The 19,263-nt window shown below is 40.1% G+C and carries 21 protein-coding genes; 20 read left to right on the forward strand and 1 reads right to left on the reverse strand.

Going from position 1 to position 19,263, the window contains the following annotated elements; translation table 11 throughout:
- Positions 1–3 precede the first annotated feature (3 nt).
- The 20 genes from EAL2_RS02705 to EAL2_RS02800 all read left to right on the forward strand — a co-directional run bounded on the left by EAL2_RS02705 (position 4) and on the right by EAL2_RS02800 (position 18,905).
- Positions 4–2,763 (forward strand): IPT/TIG domain-containing protein, encoded by a 2,760-nt coding sequence (locus tag EAL2_RS02705; RefSeq protein WP_025434886.1) that lies wholly within the window; start codon positions 4–6, stop codon positions 2,761–2,763.
- A 65-nt stretch (positions 2,764–2,828) separates the two neighbouring features.
- Positions 2,829–3,233, forward strand: coding sequence for a phage holin family protein (locus tag EAL2_RS02710; protein ID WP_025434887.1), 405 nt, complete (start codon positions 2,829–2,831; stop codon positions 3,231–3,233).
- Positions 3,230–3,928 (forward strand): N-acetylmuramoyl-L-alanine amidase, encoded by a 699-nt coding sequence (locus tag EAL2_RS02715; RefSeq protein WP_025434888.1) that lies wholly within the window; start codon positions 3,230–3,232, stop codon positions 3,926–3,928. Before EAL2_RS02710 ends, EAL2_RS02715 begins: the two co-directional genes overlap by 4 nt.
- 96 nt (positions 3,929–4,024) lie before the next feature.
- Positions 4,025–4,330 carry an SHOCT domain-containing protein gene (locus EAL2_RS02720; protein WP_242842484.1) on the forward strand — a complete coding sequence of 102 codons (306 nt, stop codon included), beginning with the start codon at positions 4,025–4,027 and terminating at the stop codon, positions 4,328–4,330.
- A gap of 50 nt (positions 4,331–4,380) precedes the next feature.
- The gene (locus tag EAL2_RS02725; RefSeq protein ID WP_025434890.1) at positions 4,381–5,949 is read left to right on the forward strand and encodes a recombinase family protein; all 1,569 of its coding nucleotides are present in this window, start codon (positions 4,381–4,383) and stop codon (positions 5,947–5,949) included.
- On the forward strand, positions 5,950–6,417 hold the full coding sequence (locus EAL2_RS02730) for a serine integrase family protein (protein WP_025434891.1): 468 nt from the start codon (positions 5,950–5,952) through the stop codon (positions 6,415–6,417).
- Entirely contained in the window at positions 6,368–7,936 is a 1,569-nt protein-coding gene (locus EAL2_RS02735; protein WP_025434892.1) for a recombinase family protein, read from the forward strand. Before EAL2_RS02730 ends, EAL2_RS02735 begins: the two co-directional genes overlap by 50 nt.
- A gap of 147 nt (positions 7,937–8,083) precedes the next feature.
- Complete coding sequence (locus EAL2_RS02740) at positions 8,084–8,323, forward strand: single-stranded DNA-binding protein (protein WP_025434893.1); 240 nt, start codon at positions 8,084–8,086, stop codon at positions 8,321–8,323.
- Between the two features lie 29 nt (positions 8,324–8,352).
- Positions 8,353–9,111: a DUF1660 family phage protein gene (locus EAL2_RS02745; protein WP_025434894.1), complete on the forward strand. Its 759-nt coding sequence runs from the start codon at positions 8,353–8,355 to the stop codon at positions 9,109–9,111.
- On the forward strand, positions 9,108–10,106 hold the full coding sequence (locus tag EAL2_RS15670; RefSeq protein ID WP_025434895.1) for a hypothetical protein: 999 nt from the start codon (positions 9,108–9,110) through the stop codon (positions 10,104–10,106). Before EAL2_RS02745 ends, EAL2_RS15670 begins: the two co-directional genes overlap by 4 nt.
- Positions 10,107–10,137: 31 nt before the next feature.
- Entirely contained in the window at positions 10,138–10,611 is a 474-nt protein-coding gene (locus EAL2_RS02755; RefSeq protein WP_025434896.1) for a hypothetical protein, read from the forward strand.
- Positions 10,612–10,641: 30 nt separating this feature from the next.
- Positions 10,642–11,076: a hypothetical protein gene (locus EAL2_RS02760; RefSeq protein WP_025434897.1), complete on the forward strand. Its 435-nt coding sequence runs from the start codon at positions 10,642–10,644 to the stop codon at positions 11,074–11,076.
- A 10-nt stretch (positions 11,077–11,086) separates the two neighbouring features.
- A complete protein-coding gene (locus EAL2_RS02765) occupies positions 11,087–11,551 on the forward strand; it encodes a hypothetical protein (protein WP_201770173.1) in 465 nt (154 codons plus the stop codon).
- Between the two features lie 145 nt (positions 11,552–11,696).
- Positions 11,697–12,869, forward strand: coding sequence for an MFS transporter (locus EAL2_RS02770; RefSeq protein ID WP_242842485.1), 1,173 nt, complete (start codon positions 11,697–11,699; stop codon positions 12,867–12,869).
- Positions 12,866–13,558 carry a plasmid pRiA4b ORF-3 family protein gene (locus EAL2_RS02775; RefSeq protein WP_242842486.1) on the forward strand — a complete coding sequence of 231 codons (693 nt, stop codon included), beginning with the start codon at positions 12,866–12,868 and terminating at the stop codon, positions 13,556–13,558. Before EAL2_RS02770 ends, EAL2_RS02775 begins: the two co-directional genes overlap by 4 nt.
- Before the next feature lie 16 nt (positions 13,559–13,574).
- The gene (locus tag EAL2_RS02780; RefSeq protein WP_038601647.1) at positions 13,575–14,057 is read left to right on the forward strand and encodes a Csac_0668 family 2Fe-2S cluster-binding (seleno)protein; all 483 of its coding nucleotides are present in this window, start codon (positions 13,575–13,577) and stop codon (positions 14,055–14,057) included.
- Between the two features lie 94 nt (positions 14,058–14,151).
- Positions 14,152–14,451 (forward strand): hypothetical protein, encoded by a 300-nt coding sequence (locus EAL2_RS02785; protein WP_051489066.1) that lies wholly within the window; start codon positions 14,152–14,154, stop codon positions 14,449–14,451.
- Positions 14,452–15,046: 595 nt separating this feature from the next.
- Positions 15,047–15,277: a helix-turn-helix domain-containing protein gene (locus EAL2_RS02790; protein ID WP_025434903.1), complete on the forward strand. Its 231-nt coding sequence runs from the start codon at positions 15,047–15,049 to the stop codon at positions 15,275–15,277.
- Positions 15,270–17,180: a Dam family site-specific DNA-(adenine-N6)-methyltransferase gene (locus EAL2_RS02795; protein ID WP_025434904.1), complete on the forward strand. Its 1,911-nt coding sequence runs from the start codon at positions 15,270–15,272 to the stop codon at positions 17,178–17,180. The genes EAL2_RS02790 and EAL2_RS02795 overlap by 8 nt, the downstream gene beginning before the upstream one ends.
- A 12-nt stretch (positions 17,181–17,192) precedes the next feature.
- Complete coding sequence (locus tag EAL2_RS02800; protein WP_025434905.1) at positions 17,193–18,905, forward strand: AlwI family type II restriction endonuclease; 1,713 nt, start codon at positions 17,193–17,195, stop codon at positions 18,903–18,905.
- 112 nt (positions 18,906–19,017) lie between these two features.
- On the opposite strand, the gene EAL2_RS02805 is transcribed toward EAL2_RS02800, so the two are convergent.
- Entirely contained in the window at positions 19,018–19,236 is a 219-nt protein-coding gene (locus EAL2_RS02805; RefSeq protein WP_025434906.1) for a helix-turn-helix domain-containing protein, read from the reverse strand.
- Positions 19,237–19,263 lie beyond the last annotated feature (27 nt).

A 19,263-nucleotide genomic window follows, 5' to 3' on the forward strand; every position in this document is an offset into this window, starting at 1 on the left:
TAGATGGGCCTTCCAAGCATAAATCTCGTCAGCCCTGCCAATCAGGCAAGCTTGTCAGTGACAATGAGCGCTTTTGATGCAACCTATAGTGATAATATTAACCAGCTGGTTGCATCATCAGTTATCTTCGAGATTGATACAGTCAACACTTTTGACAGCTTAAATAAGAAAACTAGCACTTTTTCAAATGTTGCCCACAACACCACCTGCCGCATGGTTGCGATGTTATCAAACGGGACATGGTATTGGCGGGTAACCGCAACCAATGCGAGCGGGACTAAGGTTTCTCAGATCCAAACGCTCACAGTAAGCCAAGTGCTGAAAAGGGCGTTTTCGTTTTATGAGAATGTCGCCAAGCTTGATGTCTGGTTGAACAAGAGAATTCTGGCTGTTTACGAGAACGTGGCAAAGCTGAATCTCTGGACTAAGAAGAGGACAGAGGCTTTCTATGAAAACGTGGCAAAGGCGAATATCTGGACAGACCAAAGGGCGCTTTATGATTATGAAAACATAACCAGTGACCCTCCGTTCCCTTTTATCGAAAGGCTATCCACTACCAGGGCATCTGAAGGAACGGTTGTAACGATTTATGGTAATGGTTTTGGGGCCAAGGCTGAAGTTGATCCGTTGAACGCAGATAGATCGGTAAGGGGCTATGGGGGATTTGTATACCTGGGGAATCAGCTGTGTAACGTTATTTCCTGGAGCTGGGATAAGATCGTATTTCAAATCCCGCAGGAAGCCGAAAGTGGAGCGGTCAAGGTTGCCCTTACAGTACCAGATCCGCCAGGTGTGAGATACAGCAATGTGATAGGTATGGAGGTTTATGATGCAGAGCCTGCCGATGACATAGGCATTGAACTTTTTGTCTGCGACAAAAACAATCCGAACAGTATACTTTGCCAGCTCGATGGGGCGAAGAATAAATCATTTCAGGTTCTGCTGAATAATCCCGGCAGCGGCAAGTTTTCCATCAGCAGGTATGATGACAAGGGCGGCAGCAGGAACTATGTGTCTGACCAGAACTTCATTCTTTGCAGGCTGGATGGAATTGATATATTCAAGTGGATAATTGAAGCAAGAAGGCCTTCCTATGTGGATGACAGCGAGCAGCAGATGATCGAGGTAAGCGGAAGAGGGGTTCTCTCCCTTCTTGATCGGGCAGTGGTATATCCAGAAGGTATGCCCCACCCTGCCACTCTGGAAAGAACATTTACGGATGCGCATGGCGGCGCGATTTTAAGACAACTTTTGCTGGAAGCCCAGCAAAGAGGGTGTTTGGCAGGAGTATCAATTGACTGGACTACAGATGCAGATACACTGGGCAACCCTTTTGAGGATAAAACAACCCTTACATTTCATGCAGGAACTCCCCTGTCGCAGGTTGCAGCAAAGCTCAGCGAAGGGATGGGATTGTTCGATATTGAGATGACTCCAACCTTGCATCTAAAGCTGTACAAGGTTAAGGGCACAGATAAGTACGACACAGTGAAATACAGGCCCGGTCAAGCGATTATCAAGCACCAGAACCAAAGCGACAGCGCAAATATGACGAATGCGCTTCTTGTTGAGGGTGAAAATGGCAGTCTGATTGAAACAGCGCACCCTACAAGCCAGATGGACTGGGGTAGGCGTGAAGGATATCTTCAGGCAAGGAACATCCCAAACGACTGGGCAAAACTCCAGGACTATGGACAATTATTCCTAAGAAATGCGGCGCAGGTGAGCTGGGGCATTCAGGGTACTGTTATTAAGTTTACGGACTCAGAGGGAAATAAGCTAAAGCCCTTTGAAACCTTTATGATGGGAGATTGGATTGGCTGGTACATTTCTCCGGAAGGAAGCGACACCGAAGGCTTCGACGGAAAGGTCAGGGTCAAGGGGATCACCTGCGAGGAAGATGAAGCAGGGGCTTTGAACTACACCCTTGAACTGAACAATATCATGCTGGAGCATGAGATCCGCATGAACCAGTTGGTCGAGAGGATGTCCATGTTCACCCAAAACAGCGCGCTTTCCACACCGGCTACCGAAAGCCCGGCGGGGATCAGCCATAACCACACCCACTCCATGCTGCTTGGGCTGAACTCCGATGACCACCCTCAATATTACAACGAAGCAAGGCATGCGGCGGACTTGCATACAGGAATAGCGAGGGTAGCTGGTATTAAAAAGGCTGGATCAAATGAAATGACTGGAATGATTACTCTCGCAGCCGGAAACAACATTTCTATTGCTCAGGATGATGCAAATAAGACCTTTACGATTGCGGCAAGCGCTACAATAGCAAGTAGTCAGTGGTTTCAATTCTGGACAGGAAATCCAAGCAAAACAACCACTACCCAAATGACAAAAGGTGTATATTTAGCGCCTGAGGCAGATATCACTGTTAAAGGAATTTCGGCTTTGATTGATGATATAGGGAAAGACATAAAACTTGCTATTTATGAGTTATCCTCAGCAAATATTCAGCTCGGCGGTGCCGTAGCGGAATCATCCAATATTACGATGACCGGCAAAAAGAATTATATTGCTAAGCTGTCCTCCCCTGTGACATTAAAGGCAGGACATTTCTATGCATTAGCAGCTGTTTTGCAAAGTGGGACAACCCTTGGAGCATGCTCAAGTACGTATGCCAAGGATACTATCCTAACAGGAGTCAATGGATATCTGCGACTTGCAGGAATCCCTGCAAATGGAGCGACTTGGGAAGTTTCAATTGGAACATCGCCATATGCTTTTGGAATCCTAATAGAGGTATAATCAAATAATTTAATTCCTTTGAGCCTACGGGCTCTTTTTCATTTTAAGTAAGGAGGAATTGGCCTATGAAAGACATTGTTAACACGATTCAGATTGTCATTGCCGCGGTAGGCGGTTATATTGGGTATTTCCTGGGAGGCTGGGACGGATTTCTTTATGCTTTGGTAGCGTTTGTCGTTATCGACTACCTGACGGGAATTATGGTGGCAATCATAGAAAAACGCCTTTCAAGCGAAGTGGGCTTTAGGGGCATCTTCAAGAAGGTGCTAATTTTTTCACTGGTGGCGGTAGGCCACATTATCGATTCGCAGCTAATCCAAACAGGCAGTGCTATTCGTACCGCTGTCATCTTCTTTTATTTATCGAACGAAGGAATCAGCATCATAGAGAATACGGCTAAAATTGGGCTCCCTATTCCCGAAAAACTAAAAACAGTCTTAGAGCAGCTGGATAAGGAGGACGCCAAATGAATTTGCATAAACTTATTCTGACCAACAACGCCTGCTACAAAGCAGGCAAAACCATCACACCAAAAGGCATCATGGTGCACTCAACCGGAGCTAATAACCCCAATCTAAAACGCTACGTTGGGCCGGATGACGGATTGCTCGGCAAGAACCAGTATGACAACCACTGGAACCAGGATAAACCAGACGGCCAGCAGGTTTGCGTTCACGCTTTCATTGGAAAGCTGGCAGATGGCAAGATTGCCACTTACCAGACTCTTCCTTGGAATCATCGGGGCTGGCACGCCGGAGGCTCGGCAAACGACACACATATAGGCTTTGAAATCTGCGAGGACGGTTTGACCGATGCTTTCTATTTTAATAAGGTTTATACTGAGGCTGTGGAACTCTGCGTGTATCTTTGCAAACTCCATGGTTTGACAGAAAAGGATATCATCGGACACTATGAAGGCCATCAAAAAGGTATTGCTTCCAATCATGGTGACCCCAAGATTTGGTTTGCTAAGCATGGCAAAAGCATGGACAACTTTCGTGCAGCTGTTAAGGCGAGTTTGACCGTTGTCATGAAACCTACAGAAACAGAACCGCAAAAATATTATCGAGTTCAGGTCGGCGCTTTTTCCTTAAAGACTAATGCTGAGAATATGCTGAAAGAACTAAAAGCTGCTGGGTTTGATGGTTATATCAAATACAATTAAATATCTGCTTGCCTTATCCCACGAGAACAGCTTTTGTTTGTTTTCGTGGGACTTTTTATTTTGACCCTGCGAATTTGCTGATCTCATGAGCTACCTATGAAGGCTCCAATAAAAGCCTTCAGAAAGGGAGTGAATCAATTGAACGAACAGCATAAAGAAGAAATCAGCTTAAATTCAATGAGGCTGGCCACCGGTACGGAAGAGGTGATTCCGTTTTCTCCACATGTGAAGTTAACCGACGAGCAACTTCTAAACGAGATTGATTATTGGCGATCGACAAAGCTTCTAAAAAATTTGCTTCAAGAAGGCTTTATTTCTGATTTCGAATTTAACAAAATTGACGCTTTAAATCGCGAAGCTTTCTCGCCGATTTTAGCACAGCTTATGCCCAGTAATCCTTGATATATCGGATGTTCAGAGGTAATATGTCTCACCCCAAGGAGGTGAAAATAGTGAGAAAGGTGACAAAAATTGTAGGAAATAATGCGCTTATAACCATGCAGCCGAAACTTAGGGTAGCAGCATACTGCCGCGTTTCTACCGACAGCGATGAACAACTCGTCAGTCTGGAAGCTCAGAGAACCCATTACGAAGCGTATATCAAGGCCAATCCGAACTGGGAGTTTTCTGGTATCTACTATGACGAGGGCATTTCCGGCACAAAAAAAGAAAAGCGCACTGAGTTGTTACGGTTGCTTGCTGACTGTGAAAACAAGCGGATTGATTTCATAGTGACGAAATCGATTAGTCGCTTTGCTCGTAACACAACAGACTGTCTTGAGATTGTGCGAAGATTGAATGAAATCGGTGTTTCCATTTACTTTGAAAAGGAAAATATCAATACGCAGTCAATGGACAGTGAGTTAATGTTGACAATCCTAAGCAGCCTTGCTGAAAACGAGTCTGTTTCCATTTCACAGAATAACAAATGGTCGATTAAGCGGAAGTTCCAAAATGGCACTTATAAATTATCGTCTCCACCCTATGGATACGATTACGCGGATGGACAGTTGCATGTGAATGCGGAGCAGGCCGAGGTTGTCAGAAGGATTTTTTCTGAAGCCTTGTCTGGTAGCGGTACAAAGAAAATCGCCAATGGTTTAAATGCCGAGGGTATACCCCCACAACGCGGAGAGCTTTGGACGTCAACTAGCATCCGAGGGATCCTCGGAAATGAAAAGTATACAGGCGATGCAATTTTCCAGAAAACCTATACGGACAAGTATTTTAACAAGCGTTACAACAACGGCGAAAAGGATCAGTACTACATCCAAAACCATCATGAAGCCATTATAAGCCGCGAGGATTTTGAGGCGGTCAATGAAGCCTTACTGCAGCGCGCAAAGGAAAAAGGCATCGAGATCGGTACTGCAAAGTATCAAAACAGATATTTGTTTTCCAGCAGAATAAAGTGCTCAGAATGTGGTAACACGTTTAAACGGCGAGTTCATCATGGAGTTCCAAACAAGTATATCGCCTGGTGTTGCAGCAAGCACCTCAATGATATTTCCGCGTGTTCGATGAAGTTTATTCGTGAAGATTCAATCCATCAGGCTTTTATAACCATGATAAACAAGTTGATATTCGGGCGAAAATGGGTTGTCAAACCAATTATTGACAGTCTAAAAGCTGCGTCACCCGCAGATAATCGCCGCAGGCTTAAAGAACTGGAAGCAAAGCTTGAAGAAAATGCAGAGCGCAGATGTGCGCTCTCAAACTTAGCTGGAAAACAGTATCTGGATTCAGCTGTGTTTAGTTCATGGCAAAAAGAGCTGATAAACGATGCTGTGAAGTTAAAAGATGAAAGAGACAATCTTATACACTTTGAACAAGACGTTATGACAAAAATGTCCGAGGTTGCAAAACTGATGAGATATGTATCAAAGCCGGAAAATGAACTTGACAGTTTTAATGAGGAGCTATTCAAAACGTTTGTGGAGGAGATTGACGTTATTTCACAGACAGAAATAGCCTTCAAGCTGAAGTGCGGTTTGACGCTTAAAGAAAGGCTGGTGAGATGAGTGGGACATATTCCCTACGGATATGTAATTGTAAACGGTAAAGCGGTTATTCAGGAAGATGATGCCAAAAAGGTGCGAGAGCTTTTTAAGGCTTATCTATCCGGCCTTTCCTTAACTGATTCAGCAAAAAAAGCCGGTATCAATCGCTATCATGGCTCTATTTCTAAAATGCTGACGGACAAAAGATATGTGTTTGACCCGTATTATCCAGTGATCATCGAAAAAGAGTGGTACGAAAAGGTACAAATTGAGAAACGCAACAGAGCAGAAAAGCTTGGACGTATAAAGGAAAGAACGGACGAAAAACCAACGTTCCTAAAACAAAGGTTTGCTATGCCTATGCCGAAGGCTTTGTATGACGATCCCTTCAGACAAGCTGAATATGCTTACAGTCTAATTGAAAGTGAGGTACTATCAGATGGAAAGCAAGAGTGTAACAGTTATTCCGGCAAGAAAACGAGTTGGTAACTCCAAAAATCCAGAACAAAAGCGGAAATTGAGAGTTGCCGCTTATTGCCGCGTATCAACAGATACTGAAGAACAAGCTTCCAGTTATGAGGTGCAAATTGAACACTATACAGGTTTTATTAAAAGCAATGCCGAATGGGAGTTTGCAGGGATTTTTGCTGACGACGGAATCAGCGGAACCAACACGAAAAAGCGTGAAGAATTCAACCGCATGATTGAGGAGTGTATGGCCGGTAATATTGATATGGTTATTACCAAGTCGATCAGCCGGTTTGCACGAAACACCTTAGACTGTCTGAAATACATAAGACAGCTCAAAGAAAAGAACATTCCCGTTTACTTCGAGAAAGAAAATATCAACACCATGGATTCAAAGGGCGAGGTGCTTTTGACCATCATGGCAAGCTTGGCACAGCAGGAAAGTCAATCGCTCAGTCAGAACGTCAAGCTTGGCATCCAGTATCGTTATCAGCAGGGGCAGCTCCATGTCAATCACAGCCGCTTTCTTGGCTACACCAAGGATGAAAAGGGGCAGCTTGTTATTGTGCCCGAAGAGGCGGAGATAATAAAGCGCATCTACCGCGAGTATCTGGAAGGCAGCAGCATGTTGCAGATCTCGCGGGGCTTAGAGGCCGACGGTATTCTTACAGGAGCAGGAAATCCGAGCTGGCATACCAGCACAGTTAATAAAATTCTAAGAAACGAAAAGTATATCGGGGATGCCTTGCTGCAAAAGACTTATACGGTCGATTTCTTGACCAAGAAGCGCGTGCTCAATACCGGAATCGTGCCGCAGTATTACGTGGAAAACAACCACGAGCCTATAATCCCGCGTGAAATTTTCATGCAGGTTCAGGAGGAACTGATACGAAGGCGGTGTGTTCATCAGAGCAAAAATGGAACCAAGAGAAGCTATAGTAACAATCATCCCTTTGCTCAAATGGTGTTTTGCGGTAACTGTGGCGAGGTTTTTCGCAGAGTGCACTGGAATAACAGAGGCAAGAAATCCATTGTATGGAGATGTGTTAGCCGATTGGAGAACACCGGTTTATTCTGTGACGCCTCTACCTTACCTGAGGAGGTGCTGAAAGAGAAAACCGTTGAAGCAATCAATATCATCATTGAGGGCAAAGACGGCTATATTGCCACGCTTCAGAAAAATATTGAAACCGTACTCAGCGAGGAATTTGATCAGAATACAGACGGCATCGACAAGAGACTTGAAGAACTCCAAAATCAGCTGCTGCAGCTTGCCAGCACAAAAACGGCATATGATGATGTTGTTAATGAGATTTATCAACTGCGAGATTTGAAACAAGACGCGCTGAACAGGAACGCCGCTCGTCAGGCGAAACGGCAGCGTAGCGCGGAACTGGCTGCTTTCCTCGAAGAGCAGTGCAGCGAACCTATTGAGTTTGATGAGAAGCTGAATAAAAGACTGATTGAGAAGATCACTGCTTATGACGATAGGCTGGTTGTGGAATTCAAGTCAGGCTTGGAAATTGAAGTGAGTCTTTAATATAGGATATATCGTTAAGGCTGCCACTTAAAAAACGATTACTTAAGCGGCGGTCTTTCTTTGTCTATGTGTTGACTTTGGGTATTCGAATGACTAAAATTATATCAACAACGTTGTTGATATTATTGTCAATAAGGAGCGAATAACATGTTTGATGTCAACGAGCTATTAGAAGAAGCTATTAAAGAAACAGAAAACCTAACCGATGGAGAAGTATTTCTTGTTAAGGATCTGTTCAAGGGCTATGTGTGGAACAGAATACCCAGAAAAGACCGGCTCCTGCTTGGAACGTTGTTTTTAAATCATATAAACAAGGTGGATGGTAGTCTGAAGGCCATTGAAAAGACTTCCTCCAATCAACAAAGATATAAAAAGATGGGTAAATAGGTTTTAGCAATTGTAAGGAGGGGTGGTCGTTGACTTTAATATGTAGCTTATTTGGTCATAAGTGGAGAAATCGTACTTGTACTCGCTGTGGCAAAGAACAGACTGTACAATCGAAAGATATTGAAATAAAAGAAATAGAGACTGAGGACATATTGCCTACCGGAAGGACATTTGAAGAGCAGGTTAAGCATGATCTTCAAAATGTTATTGAAAGTGAAAAACGTTCTATAAATCCAAAATTTCATAGAACGGAAAGAGAAGAAGATTTGTCTTTTAATTTCTCTCAAAAGTGGTCTTATGCCATCCAAAAATACGAAAATGACATATATAGTGAGACGGCAAAAGTCGGAACGCTGAATAGTGTTGATGATAATATTGAGCAGTGCCATAAGGCTATTGCTGCTTTCGAAGCGTTTAGGAATTACTGCTATAAAAAGAGTAAAGGCGGTCAAATCTATTTTGATGATATGTGGGAGCACTGCCATAATTCTAAAAATCATTGCTTTAGCTACATTCAAAGCACAAAGGATTACCTTAACGAACTGACAGAAAACTACGATGCTTACAAGGTTCGGTTCGAAAAAGAGAGCCAGCTTGATAAGATTTTATTAGATATTATTAGTAACGATAATGGTATTTCACAGCGTAAGCTTTACCCACTAATCCCTGAGGTGCCGCAAGCTTCGATACGTAAGGCTGTAGATGAGCTTGTGAAAGCTGGAAAGGTTATAAAAGAAAAGAAAGGCAGCAGTTATACATTGTGGCTTGCTGAGGGTGAGGCAAATTGACGGATAAGATCAGCAATTCACATATAGAAGCACTAAGGGAACAATTCAAGAAATACCTCAATGACAATTATGAGCACCTGAAAGATAAAAGCGTGATTCATAGTGATGCCTTCTATCCTTATCGCCACTACATTGGCATGGATTTCTGGGATGTATTTATTGATGAATATTCACTGAGAAAAGCACGTGAACTATTAGAAATCAAGTTCACTAATGAGCAATCCCATAAGAACCCTAAAAGAGATTCTTATGGATATATGCGTACATTCAAAATATTTAAGGATTTTCTCCACAGTACCTATGGAAGTGTGGGCAGCTACATAGAATTTGCTCAAGCAAACCAACCTGGCGAGATTGAATATATAACTATTCATAAGGGTTCTACAACTACGCACAAGAAGAAAGCTCCAAGACCGGACGTTCCGCGACCAAGTTGTGAGGAAGTGGCTAAATATTTAATGTCATGGGATCAATTGGAAAACTATGCATTACAGGAAAGCGCCTTAGATAAACTTTTTTACCGGACATATCCCCGCAATAAAGATATCGATGAAGTTCTTATAAAAGTTTCTGCCTTGAATGATTTTTACAGCACAAATATATTCTCCCCTTTTAAAGTGGCAAGGCACATCATCAATTTAGACATAGATGACAGGCTGATGGCGGGGGATGTAACTTTAGTAAATGATATTGCCAAAGTCAATATGGATAATGGGACGGCGAAGAATTTCTATTCTTTCGCAACAAAATACTGTAGCCATCATAAGCCTTTGGACTTTCCTATCTACGACAGTTATGTAGATAGGCTTCTTCGCTATTTCAGGGATGTTGATGGATTTTATAGATTTAGCAATGATGATTTGAAGGATTACATTAAGTTCAAAAACATTTTACTGGAATTCGGCAAGTTCTATGATCTTGCTACCTATAACCTGAAAGACATAGATAAGTACCTATGGCAGCTTGGAAAAGAAAAATTCCCTAAAAAGTATTAAGTGATCATTAGGATGAAAGGGATGATAGATATTGGCTCTAATAGAATCTTTGATGAGGGCTGTAATAAACTTTTATAAAGCTCACGACAGAAATGCCCCCGTAGTAATCGAGAGAGTGAAAGAGTACGACAGTGAAGAGATGTTGATGGACAGACTAGAAAGAGCAATTTTTGACTCGTGTGATGAAAAATGCAAGTCAACTTCATCAAGGTATGCAATATGGGGAGAAGATATCCGTAGTCTGAGTATTTCTGCAAAAGAAGCAATGAAAAGCGGGAAGCTTGAACAAGCGGAAGAATTAATGAATCAAGTTATTAATAGTATGGGCGCGTTTATAGACGCTCAGTTAATACTCAGCGACTTGCGTGGAAAATTCAGCTTTGTAAAATCTGAGGATATTATTAAATCCTATGTAACCAGCTTACAAGAAAACAACGAGGTAACAGATACTGAAAAGGATGATTTTATTGGCCGCATGAAAGAGATAATGAACAGTATCAAGTAAAGCTGCTGATTAAGGAAGGAGCCATTCATCATGCAACCAGTAACAGCGAATGCATTTGAAATTAAATATATATCAGGGGCATTGATGAGCGCTGAAGAGTTTGGCGTGTGCACAACCTTTGTTTCTGCAAAAGGCATCATACGCACGACTTTTAAACGGAATACCAAGTACAGCGATATTTTTGGTATGGATGATAATCATTTTATGCCCGTAAAAGTAACCTATGAGTATAGATTGAAAGATAGTATCTTAGCAGGCTTATTTGAAAAATATGATTTACTTGCGTTAAAACCCTGCGAATTTGAAGAACAAGCTTGTGACGGTGGAAGTTGGCAGATGAAAATCTATACAAATGGTGTGAATCATAAATTTAAGGGGTTTATGGCACCAGAGCCATTTGGGGAGGAATTGGCTGATAAAATTCGGAAGCTCATTCCTTATCAAATAGAGCCAATGCTATTTTAGGGGGTGCATTGTGGGAAGTAGTTTCGGGATTTGTTGTAAGGAATGTGATTACTTAAAAAATATCCAAATTGGCATTGGCATGAGGTATAGCCCCCACAATCTTATGGACTTTGATTCTGATTTTGCTATCCTTTCATCACTTATTCGATCCAGAAAGACAGTGGAGCATATTAGAAAGTTGCTCGAGGAAGAGAATGCTGTTATTGCCGACGGATATGGCCACGATACCTATCGTTGTCCTAAATGTGGTGAGTTTTATGGTCGCTTTTTCATTCGTCTAGATTATCATGGGGGCTGCTTTGAGGTGGATTATAAATGCACAAAATGTAGAACGGTTCTTCAAAGGGTTAACTGCGATTTCACGGAAAGCTTTCATTCAGAAGAAAAAACTACAAACCTTGAAAGCTTTCCCTGCCCTAAATGCGGTAAACGTAGCTTGTATGTGAATACTGTAAATCAAATCATGTGGGATTGAGGAAGGTATAAGTGTAGTGGTTGATTTTGGCAATAAGAGTTAAATAAAAATAATAATCAAATGAAGGTAGTAGCTTATGTTTAATCAAACTAAAAATCGTTTTTCAACGGCTGTTAGGGTAATTATCATATTTGGCATTATAAGTATGATGGGTGATGTAGTCTATGAGACTGCAAGAAGCGCCAACAGCCAGTATTTAAATTTACTAAGTATCAGTGCCGCTCAAGTCGGTCTTATTTTTGGAATTGGTGAGTTCCTTGGATATTTTCTTAGGCTCATCGCAGGAGTTTTATCCGATAAGAGCGGTAGACATTGGATTTTTATGTTCCTGGGCTACGGCATGTTGTTGGTTGTGCCGCTGATGGGATATACCATGAAATGGAATATTCTTATTGTGCTGATTTTGATGGAGCGAATCGGAAAAGCGCTTCGAAGTCCTGCTAAAGATACAATTCTTTCAGGTGTTGCAGAAAATCAAGTCGGAGTTGGATTTGCCTTTGGTCTTCAAGAAGCTTTGGATCAGATTGGCGCATTTATCGGCCCGCTTATTTTCACAATGGTGTTTTATTTTACTGGGAAGAACGGAATTGCAGAGTACCAGTTAGGGTACAAAACACTTTTTGTTCCATTTGTCTTGCTGATGTTGTTTTTAATATATGCCTACAACAGGATTAAACGCGAAAATCTTATACCTGCTGCCGTAAAAAAAGAGTTTCAATCAGAGCATCTTAAACCGATATTTTGGATCTATACAGCATTTACCTTTTTCTGCACGTTGGGTTTTGTCAATTTCAGTACAATAGGTTACCATTTAAAAGCAAATCATTTAATGTCAGACGGGAATATAACCTTGTTGTATTCGGCAGCCATGATTGTGGATGCTGTCACAGCATTGTTTGTCGGCAAAGCTTATGACCGGTTGAAAATTAAGACAGGCATGAAGACTGGAGGTCTTCTGGTCTTGATGGCGATTCCATTCATCACATTGCTGCTGCCGTTTTTAACATTGAGCAATTCGACAGTGTTAATTGTTATTGGAATGATTGTTTTTGGCGTAGTCATAGGAGTTCATGAAACGGTTATGCGTTCTGCAATCGCAGACATAACACCGTTCAATAAGCGAGGCAAAGGGTATGGCGTGTTTAATACCTGCTATGGCTTGGCTTTGCTTGGCGGTGCTGCATTGATGGGATTGCTGTACGATAAAAGTATGATAGGAAGCATTATTGCTTTTACTTGTGCTGTAGAATTAATCGCAATTCTTCTATATTTCAAAATGAATAATACGGTCAAGAATAGCCATCAAGTAAGAAATTGATAAAAAATTTAATTGAACGAATTGAAAGGAAGAATGAAAAGTATATGAAAGCCTATCAGATAAAAATCGAATTGATTGACTCTAAACCTTTGATTTGGAGAAGGGTGCTAATCCCGGCGGATGTTACATTTAAACGTCTTCATGATACGATTCAGTTTTCTATGGACTGGTGGGATTACCATCTTTATGAATTTGAATTCCCGCAAGACAAGCTTCGAATTACAAACGATGAAGAAGCCTACGAAGAATTCAAATTTTACTCTGCCAAATACAAAAATAAGAAACCGTCTAAAAAAGAAGACCCACATGTCACTATTGCCGGGATAATTGAAACAACAGTAAGACAGCCACAGACAGTCAAAATCGACAAATACTTGGAAAAATACAAAAGCTTTGAATATATCTATGACTTTGGAGATTATTGGCGTCACAGAATCGTGCTTGAAAAAGTAATAGATGATTATGAATTTGGCTATCCGCAGATTCTTGAGGGCGAAGGTGCTTGCCCGCCGGAAGATGTTGGCGGACTTGGCGGTTATGAAGAATTCCTTGAAGCCTGGAATGATCCTAAACATCCGGAACATGAAGCCATGCGCCAGTGGGGAGAAAGCCAGCATTATCGGGAGTTTGATATTAGCTTCAGGAATAACCTGCTTAAGACTTGTTTGAGAATCAAGAAAGTTAAATAGTGGAAGAAGTCCGATTATGATTAAAAATATCAATACATGCAGTTGCGGATGCAACTCACAAAATATAGAACAAACCAAGGGGAATTGCCCTGTTTGTAATAACAAAGGTGAAGCTGTAAGCAAAGTTACCGTTGAGCATTTGGTGACAGATGAAAACCGAAATGCAGTTGAGGGAGATCAATACAGGATTTGCATGAATGAAGACTGTGATGTTGTCTATTACAACACAGGCAATGGAGTAAAATTCTTAAAGGATCAAGTCAAAGTTCCTATCTGGTTTAAGAAAAATGCAAATCCTAAGTATGCTTGCTATTGTAGTAAAGTCACAGAAGAACAGGTAATTGAAGCTGTGGTTAAGCATGGAGCGAGAACTGTACAAGAAGTAAATGCTATAACCGGCGCAATGAAGAATTCTAACTGCAAAGAGAATAATCCGATGGGTGTTTGCTGCCACAAAATCATTATGGAAGCTATTAACAAAGCTTTGACTGTAAGATAATTTTCAAGGAATATATCGGCAATTATAAAGATAAACCTGCGATGTCATACTTAGATTCATGGACTTCAATGGCTTTGGCTTTAAGGTGGTAAACATGGCACCCAACATTTTATATCGATACTATGGAATCGAGTTTTCGGATTATAGCGCCATAGATATCGCGCCGGATGTGCACACGATGCGGGTGTTTCAAAGACTTGGCCTGACACCTTTTGTGACAGATCAGGAGATTGCACGCATCTATACAATTTGCAAAGCAAGAGAGCTTAATCCGGAGTTTCCGGGAATCGCCGATGGCTTGCGCTGGGAGGTTGGAAAGTACTCTTGTAATCCCAGTAAACCTAAATGCGGAGATTGCCCTTTTAGCAGTTTCTGTGAACGAAAGATTGTTTGAGCCGATGTTTGGGGTTAATATGCATTGACTTGTCTCCCAAATACCAACATTTTACAGTATATCATTTTGCGAAAACGCTTTAATATCAACGAAAATCCGATTGACGTATCCCCAAAGAATTAGGTCAAAAAGTGTATAATACAAAAACACAGAAAAATCATGGAAAATCGGATGTGAATAAAAAATTACCAAGACATTAATAAAAACGGCTCGTCGCACGTTGAGACGGTAGTATTGCTATCAAGGGTAGACAAGAGATAGAGTAGAAACATGTGTAAATAAGCGCTTTCCGTGATTTGAGATCTGGCTCCAAGCTAGAAAGATAGTCACGGTTTTTTATTTTATGGGAACTTATCCAAGAATGGCAGAATGTAAGGTTGAGTGGCTATATTGACTTTAGAGCTCGTGAGTTGATGAAATTGCTGTCAAAAACGTGCTGAGTTGATAAGATGACTATAAAATTACAGATAAAATGGCAACAACTTAGAAATTGTGTTATGTTTATTTAATTCACCAAACGCTGAAATTAATATTGCGATCACTGAATTTTGATGATATCATAGATTAAAGTCGTTGTTATAGTGAGGTGGCCAAATTGCATGTTAGTTATAAAAAACTTTGGAAGATGTTGATTGATCGTGATATGAAAAAGAAGGATCTTTGTTTAGTGGCCGGTATAAGTCATGCGTCAATAGCAAAACTAGGAAAGAACGAAAATATTACAACTGATGTATTGCTTAGAATTTGTAAAGCCTTGGATTGTGACATCGGTGATATTATGGAAATAATAAACGACGATAATGAGGGGGCGACATATATTGAGTAATTCACTGAAAATCAGCACTGAAAATGACAATTCTAATAATACAGCACGCCCAATACTCAAGTGGGCTGGTGGGAAAACACAGATGTTAGAAGATATTATACCCAAGATGCCTACTAAATATGGGCGCTATATTGAACCGTTTTTTGGTGGCGGGGCTGTATTTTTTGCGCTTAATCCTGAAGAGGCAATCATTGCAGATAGTAATCCTGAGTTAATAAACTTATATACAGAAGTGGCCAATAATGTTCAAGCAATTATAAGTAAACTTAAAAAATACGAGAATAACGAAGAATTTTTTTATAATATGAGGGCTTTAGACTATAACTCATTATCTTCAGTTGATGCAGCTGCCAGAACGATATATTTGAATAAGACGTGTTTCAATGGGCTTTATAGAGTCAACAAAAAAGGACAGTTTAATGTTCCCTTTGGAAGATATAAAAATCCGAATATTTGTGATGAAGAAGCGTTGTATGCAGCCTCAAATATGTTAAGACGGGCTACGATTGTTTGCGGCGATTATTTGGACATATTAAACGAGCATGCAAAAAAAGATGATTTAATCTTTTTAGATCCTCCATATTTACCTGTGTCCGAGTACTCAGATTTCAAAAGATACACCAAGGAACAGTTTTATGAAGAAGATCACATTGAACTAGCTAAAGAAGTCCAACGATTGCAGGAAATTGGATGTCATGTTATCCTTACAAATTCAAACCATCCACTTGTACATGACCTGTATGGTTCATTTAATATAGATGTATATCAAACAAAGAGATACATTTCATGTAATGGTAGTGGGAGAAAAGGTGAAGATGTTATTGTAAACATTCCACCTAAGAAAAATATTACTTTATCTTTGGTACCTGAACCCTTACCAAGGCAAGTTGATAAATATCCAGCAACAAGGTTCATGGGCTCTAAGAGCAAACTATTAACGCAAATTTGGGATATTGCTTCTCAGTTTGAATTTGAGAGTGTATGTGATTTGTTTTCCGGTTCAGGAATTGTAAGTTACATGTTTAAGGCACAAGGGAAAACTGTAGTTAGCAATGACTACATGGCAATGTCGGCAACATTTACAAAAGCTATGATTGAAAATAACTCAATCACATTGCCCGAGATCGAAGCCGAAAAGCTTTTAGTTAAATCAAATGAGTCTGATGGTTTTGTTTCAAAAACATTTAAAGACCTTTACTTTACTGATTCTGAGAATGATCTGATTGATACGCTTCGCCTAAATATCTCAAAAATCAGAAGTCCATATAAAAGAGCAATAGCAATGGCCGCACTGATACGTGCTTGTATTAAAAAAAGACCAAGAGGTATTTTTACATATACAGGTGATAGATATAATGATGGAAGAAAGGATTTACGGAAATCATTGGAAGAACAGTTTCTGGATGCTGTGAAAGATATAAATAATTCGATTTTCGATAATGGAAAAAAGAACAAATCAAAAAATTCTGATGCGATGAAACTACGTATTAAAAAACCAGATTTGGTGTATATTGATCCACCTTACTACTCTCCATATTCAGATAATGAGTATGTTAGAAGATATCATTTTGTTGAAGGATTAGCGAGAGATTGGAAGGAGGTAGAAATTCAAGAACACACTCTAACAAAGAAATTTAAATCCTATCCAACTCCTTTCTCAACAAGAAATGGTGCGGCAGATGCTTTTGATGTATTATTCAAAAAATATGAAAGCAGCATAATAATTGTGTCATATTCCTCAAATAGTTTACCAACATTAGATGAAATGGTTTCTATTCTATCTAAACATAAATCACATGTTGAAGTAATACCTGTAGATTACCGATATTCATTTGGAAATCAAGGACACAAGGTTGGAGATAACAACAATAAAGTTCAAGAGTATCTGTTTGTCGGATATTAAAGGGGTGATATCGTGGCTATTTGGTATATTGGAAATACTTCAGTACGAAGCGCATTTAGGTTGAGAGACGGTTTAGTCGCACTATCATCTTCTCATTTACAGGGTAATATTCGTAAACAAGAAGGTGATCGAGCATTTCGAGATTTACTTGGACAACATGGAATTGTTTCTTTAGGAACGGATGCTACAAATAGTGTTGGCAGAAAGTGGAGATCAGCCCTTGGCAAACTAGGGTTTTTGTATCCAGAAATCCCACGATCTTCAGATATACGTCAAGAAGATATAGGGGCCTTGGATACAATAACACCAAATGGATGGCGATTAATCAGATCAGAGACGGTTCCTGCTATGCAAGAGTGTTTTTTGAGAGCTTTAGCTGCCCAATTTATTGAAATTGAGGTATCAGGAGGCGAAAAAATATGGTTTTCACCGTTGAGACATACTCTGGCAATTTTGTTAGAAATAGAGAGAAAAACTGGAGAGGCATCCATTAGCTTTATTGAAATGGCTCTTTTCGTTCAAACAACTAGTAGTGCCGATGATAAAAACGCAATAACTGACAACATTCTAAACTTTAGGAATGAGAGAAATGATGTAGAGTCAAAGCGTAGATTTGATAATCTAAAATACAACGAAATTGCTGATCTTCATAGTTTGAAAGCGTCCACTTTCAGAGACTATGCAGATGCAAATTTTAGATATTTAAAAGCAACGGGACTGGTTCAAAATAAGGGGAAAGGGATAGCGCTAGTTCATGAGAAACGATATTTTTCTGAATTAATGGCAAATGACACTTCTGTCCCCACTAGTGAGTTAGAGAGATATCGTTCAATGTGTAATGGGGCCAACCTTCCAACTGATAGCCAAGATGCAGCATTTGAAGTTCTACAAGATTTATTAGGCCAATTATCCTCTATGGGAATACCATTTGATTTAAGAGGCAAATCAACAGATACTCCTGCAGATATAGCTATAATTAGACATGAGATTGAAGATATCATTTTTAAAGTTAAAGAAGAGATTTATGCGAGTGAGCAAGCTGAACAATGGGAAGAGATAGCTGCTTACATAGACCTAATAGCATCCAGAAGAGAGAGAAAGAGAATTGACGAAGAAACGGAAATCGTGATTCCTCGAAGTGAAACGCCAGCATATCTAGAGTGGGTGTTGTGGCGAGCTTTTCTAGCAATTGACAGTTTGACAAATAAACCGTATGAAGCACGAAGATTTAAAATTGATCAGGATTTTCTTCCGGTGGGCACAGCTCCCGGAAATGGTCCGGATCTAATTATGGAATTCGAAAATTTTGTGATAGTTATTGAAGTAACTCTTACAGAAAATTCGAGACAAGAAGCTGCAGAAGGAGAGCCTGTAAGACGTCATGTTGCTGATTTAATGAATCACTATACTGAAAAAAATGGGAAGCCCGTCTATGGTTTGTTTATTGCGAATAATATTGACTCAAACACAGCAGAGACGTTTAGAATTGGTGTTTGGTACTCACGTAATGATGAGAAAATGAGTTTAAGTATTATCCCAATAACAATCGCGCAGTTTAATATATTTTTTAGAGCTCTATTTATTAATAGTAGAGCGAATCCTCAAGAAGTCATCAATCTAATGAATGAGTGCGAACAGCACAGAGATAGATGTGAAGCTCCTGAGTGGAAGAATATGATTAACAATACAGTTGAGAGTTTTGTTAGTAATATGTCAGTCTGCTGATTTGAATTAATTATTTCCAATAGATAAAACCCTGCTCAATTAAAGAGTAGGGTTTTTTGATTGGATAAGAAAGCAAACGAACAGATGTAAGGGGATAGTGACTTTTTCATTTTCATAATTTTTCTTTATCTCGGACCGTTTGGATAATATCTTCAAGGTTACAGTCTAAAGCTTCACATAGTTTTAGGAGTACATCAGTTGTAATGTTGTCACCTTTCCCTAGCTTAGCTATGGAGGCGGCACTAACACCACTTAATTCCTTTAAGTCTTGTTTATTCATGTTTTTATCAATTAATAATTTCCATAGCTTGTTGTAGCTGATTCTTAACATATTGTGGCCTCCTAGATTTTTCTATTG

The sequence above is a fragment of the Peptoclostridium acidaminophilum DSM 3953 genome (assembly GCF_000597865.1).
Taxonomy (GTDB): domain Bacteria; phylum Bacillota; class Clostridia; order Peptostreptococcales; family Peptostreptococcaceae; genus Peptoclostridium_A; species Peptoclostridium_A acidaminophilum.

Bases quoted from the DNA above. Each gene is read 5' to 3' on its own strand.
- EAL2_RS02705 (WP_025434886.1), top strand. From the start codon at position 4: ATGGGCCTTCCAAGCATAAATCTCGTCAGCCCTGCCAATCAGGCAAGC.
- EAL2_RS02710 (WP_025434887.1), top strand. From the start codon at position 2,829: ATGAAAGACATTGTTAACACGATTCAGATTGTCATTGCCGCGGTAGGC.
- EAL2_RS02715 (WP_025434888.1), top strand. From the start codon at position 3,230: ATGAATTTGCATAAACTTATTCTGACCAACAACGCCTGCTACAAAGCA.
- EAL2_RS02720 (WP_242842484.1), top strand. From the start codon at position 4,025: ATGAAGGCTCCAATAAAAGCCTTCAGAAAGGGAGTGAATCAATTGAAC.
- EAL2_RS02735 (WP_025434892.1), top strand. From the start codon at position 6,368: ATGGAAAGCAAGAGTGTAACAGTTATTCCGGCAAGAAAACGAGTTGGT.
- EAL2_RS02740 (WP_025434893.1), top strand. From the start codon at position 8,084: ATGTTTGATGTCAACGAGCTATTAGAAGAAGCTATTAAAGAAACAGAA.
- EAL2_RS02760 (WP_025434897.1), top strand. From the start codon at position 10,642: ATGCAACCAGTAACAGCGAATGCATTTGAAATTAAATATATATCAGGG.
- EAL2_RS02770 (WP_242842485.1), top strand. From the start codon at position 11,697: ATGATGGGTGATGTAGTCTATGAGACTGCAAGAAGCGCCAACAGCCAG.
- EAL2_RS02780 (WP_038601647.1), top strand. From the start codon at position 13,575: ATGATTAAAAATATCAATACATGCAGTTGCGGATGCAACTCACAAAAT.
- EAL2_RS02785 (WP_051489066.1), top strand. From the start codon at position 14,152: ATGGCACCCAACATTTTATATCGATACTATGGAATCGAGTTTTCGGAT.
- EAL2_RS02805 (WP_025434906.1), bottom strand. From the start codon at position 19,236: ATGTTAAGAATCAGCTACAACAAGCTATGGAAATTATTAATTGATAAA.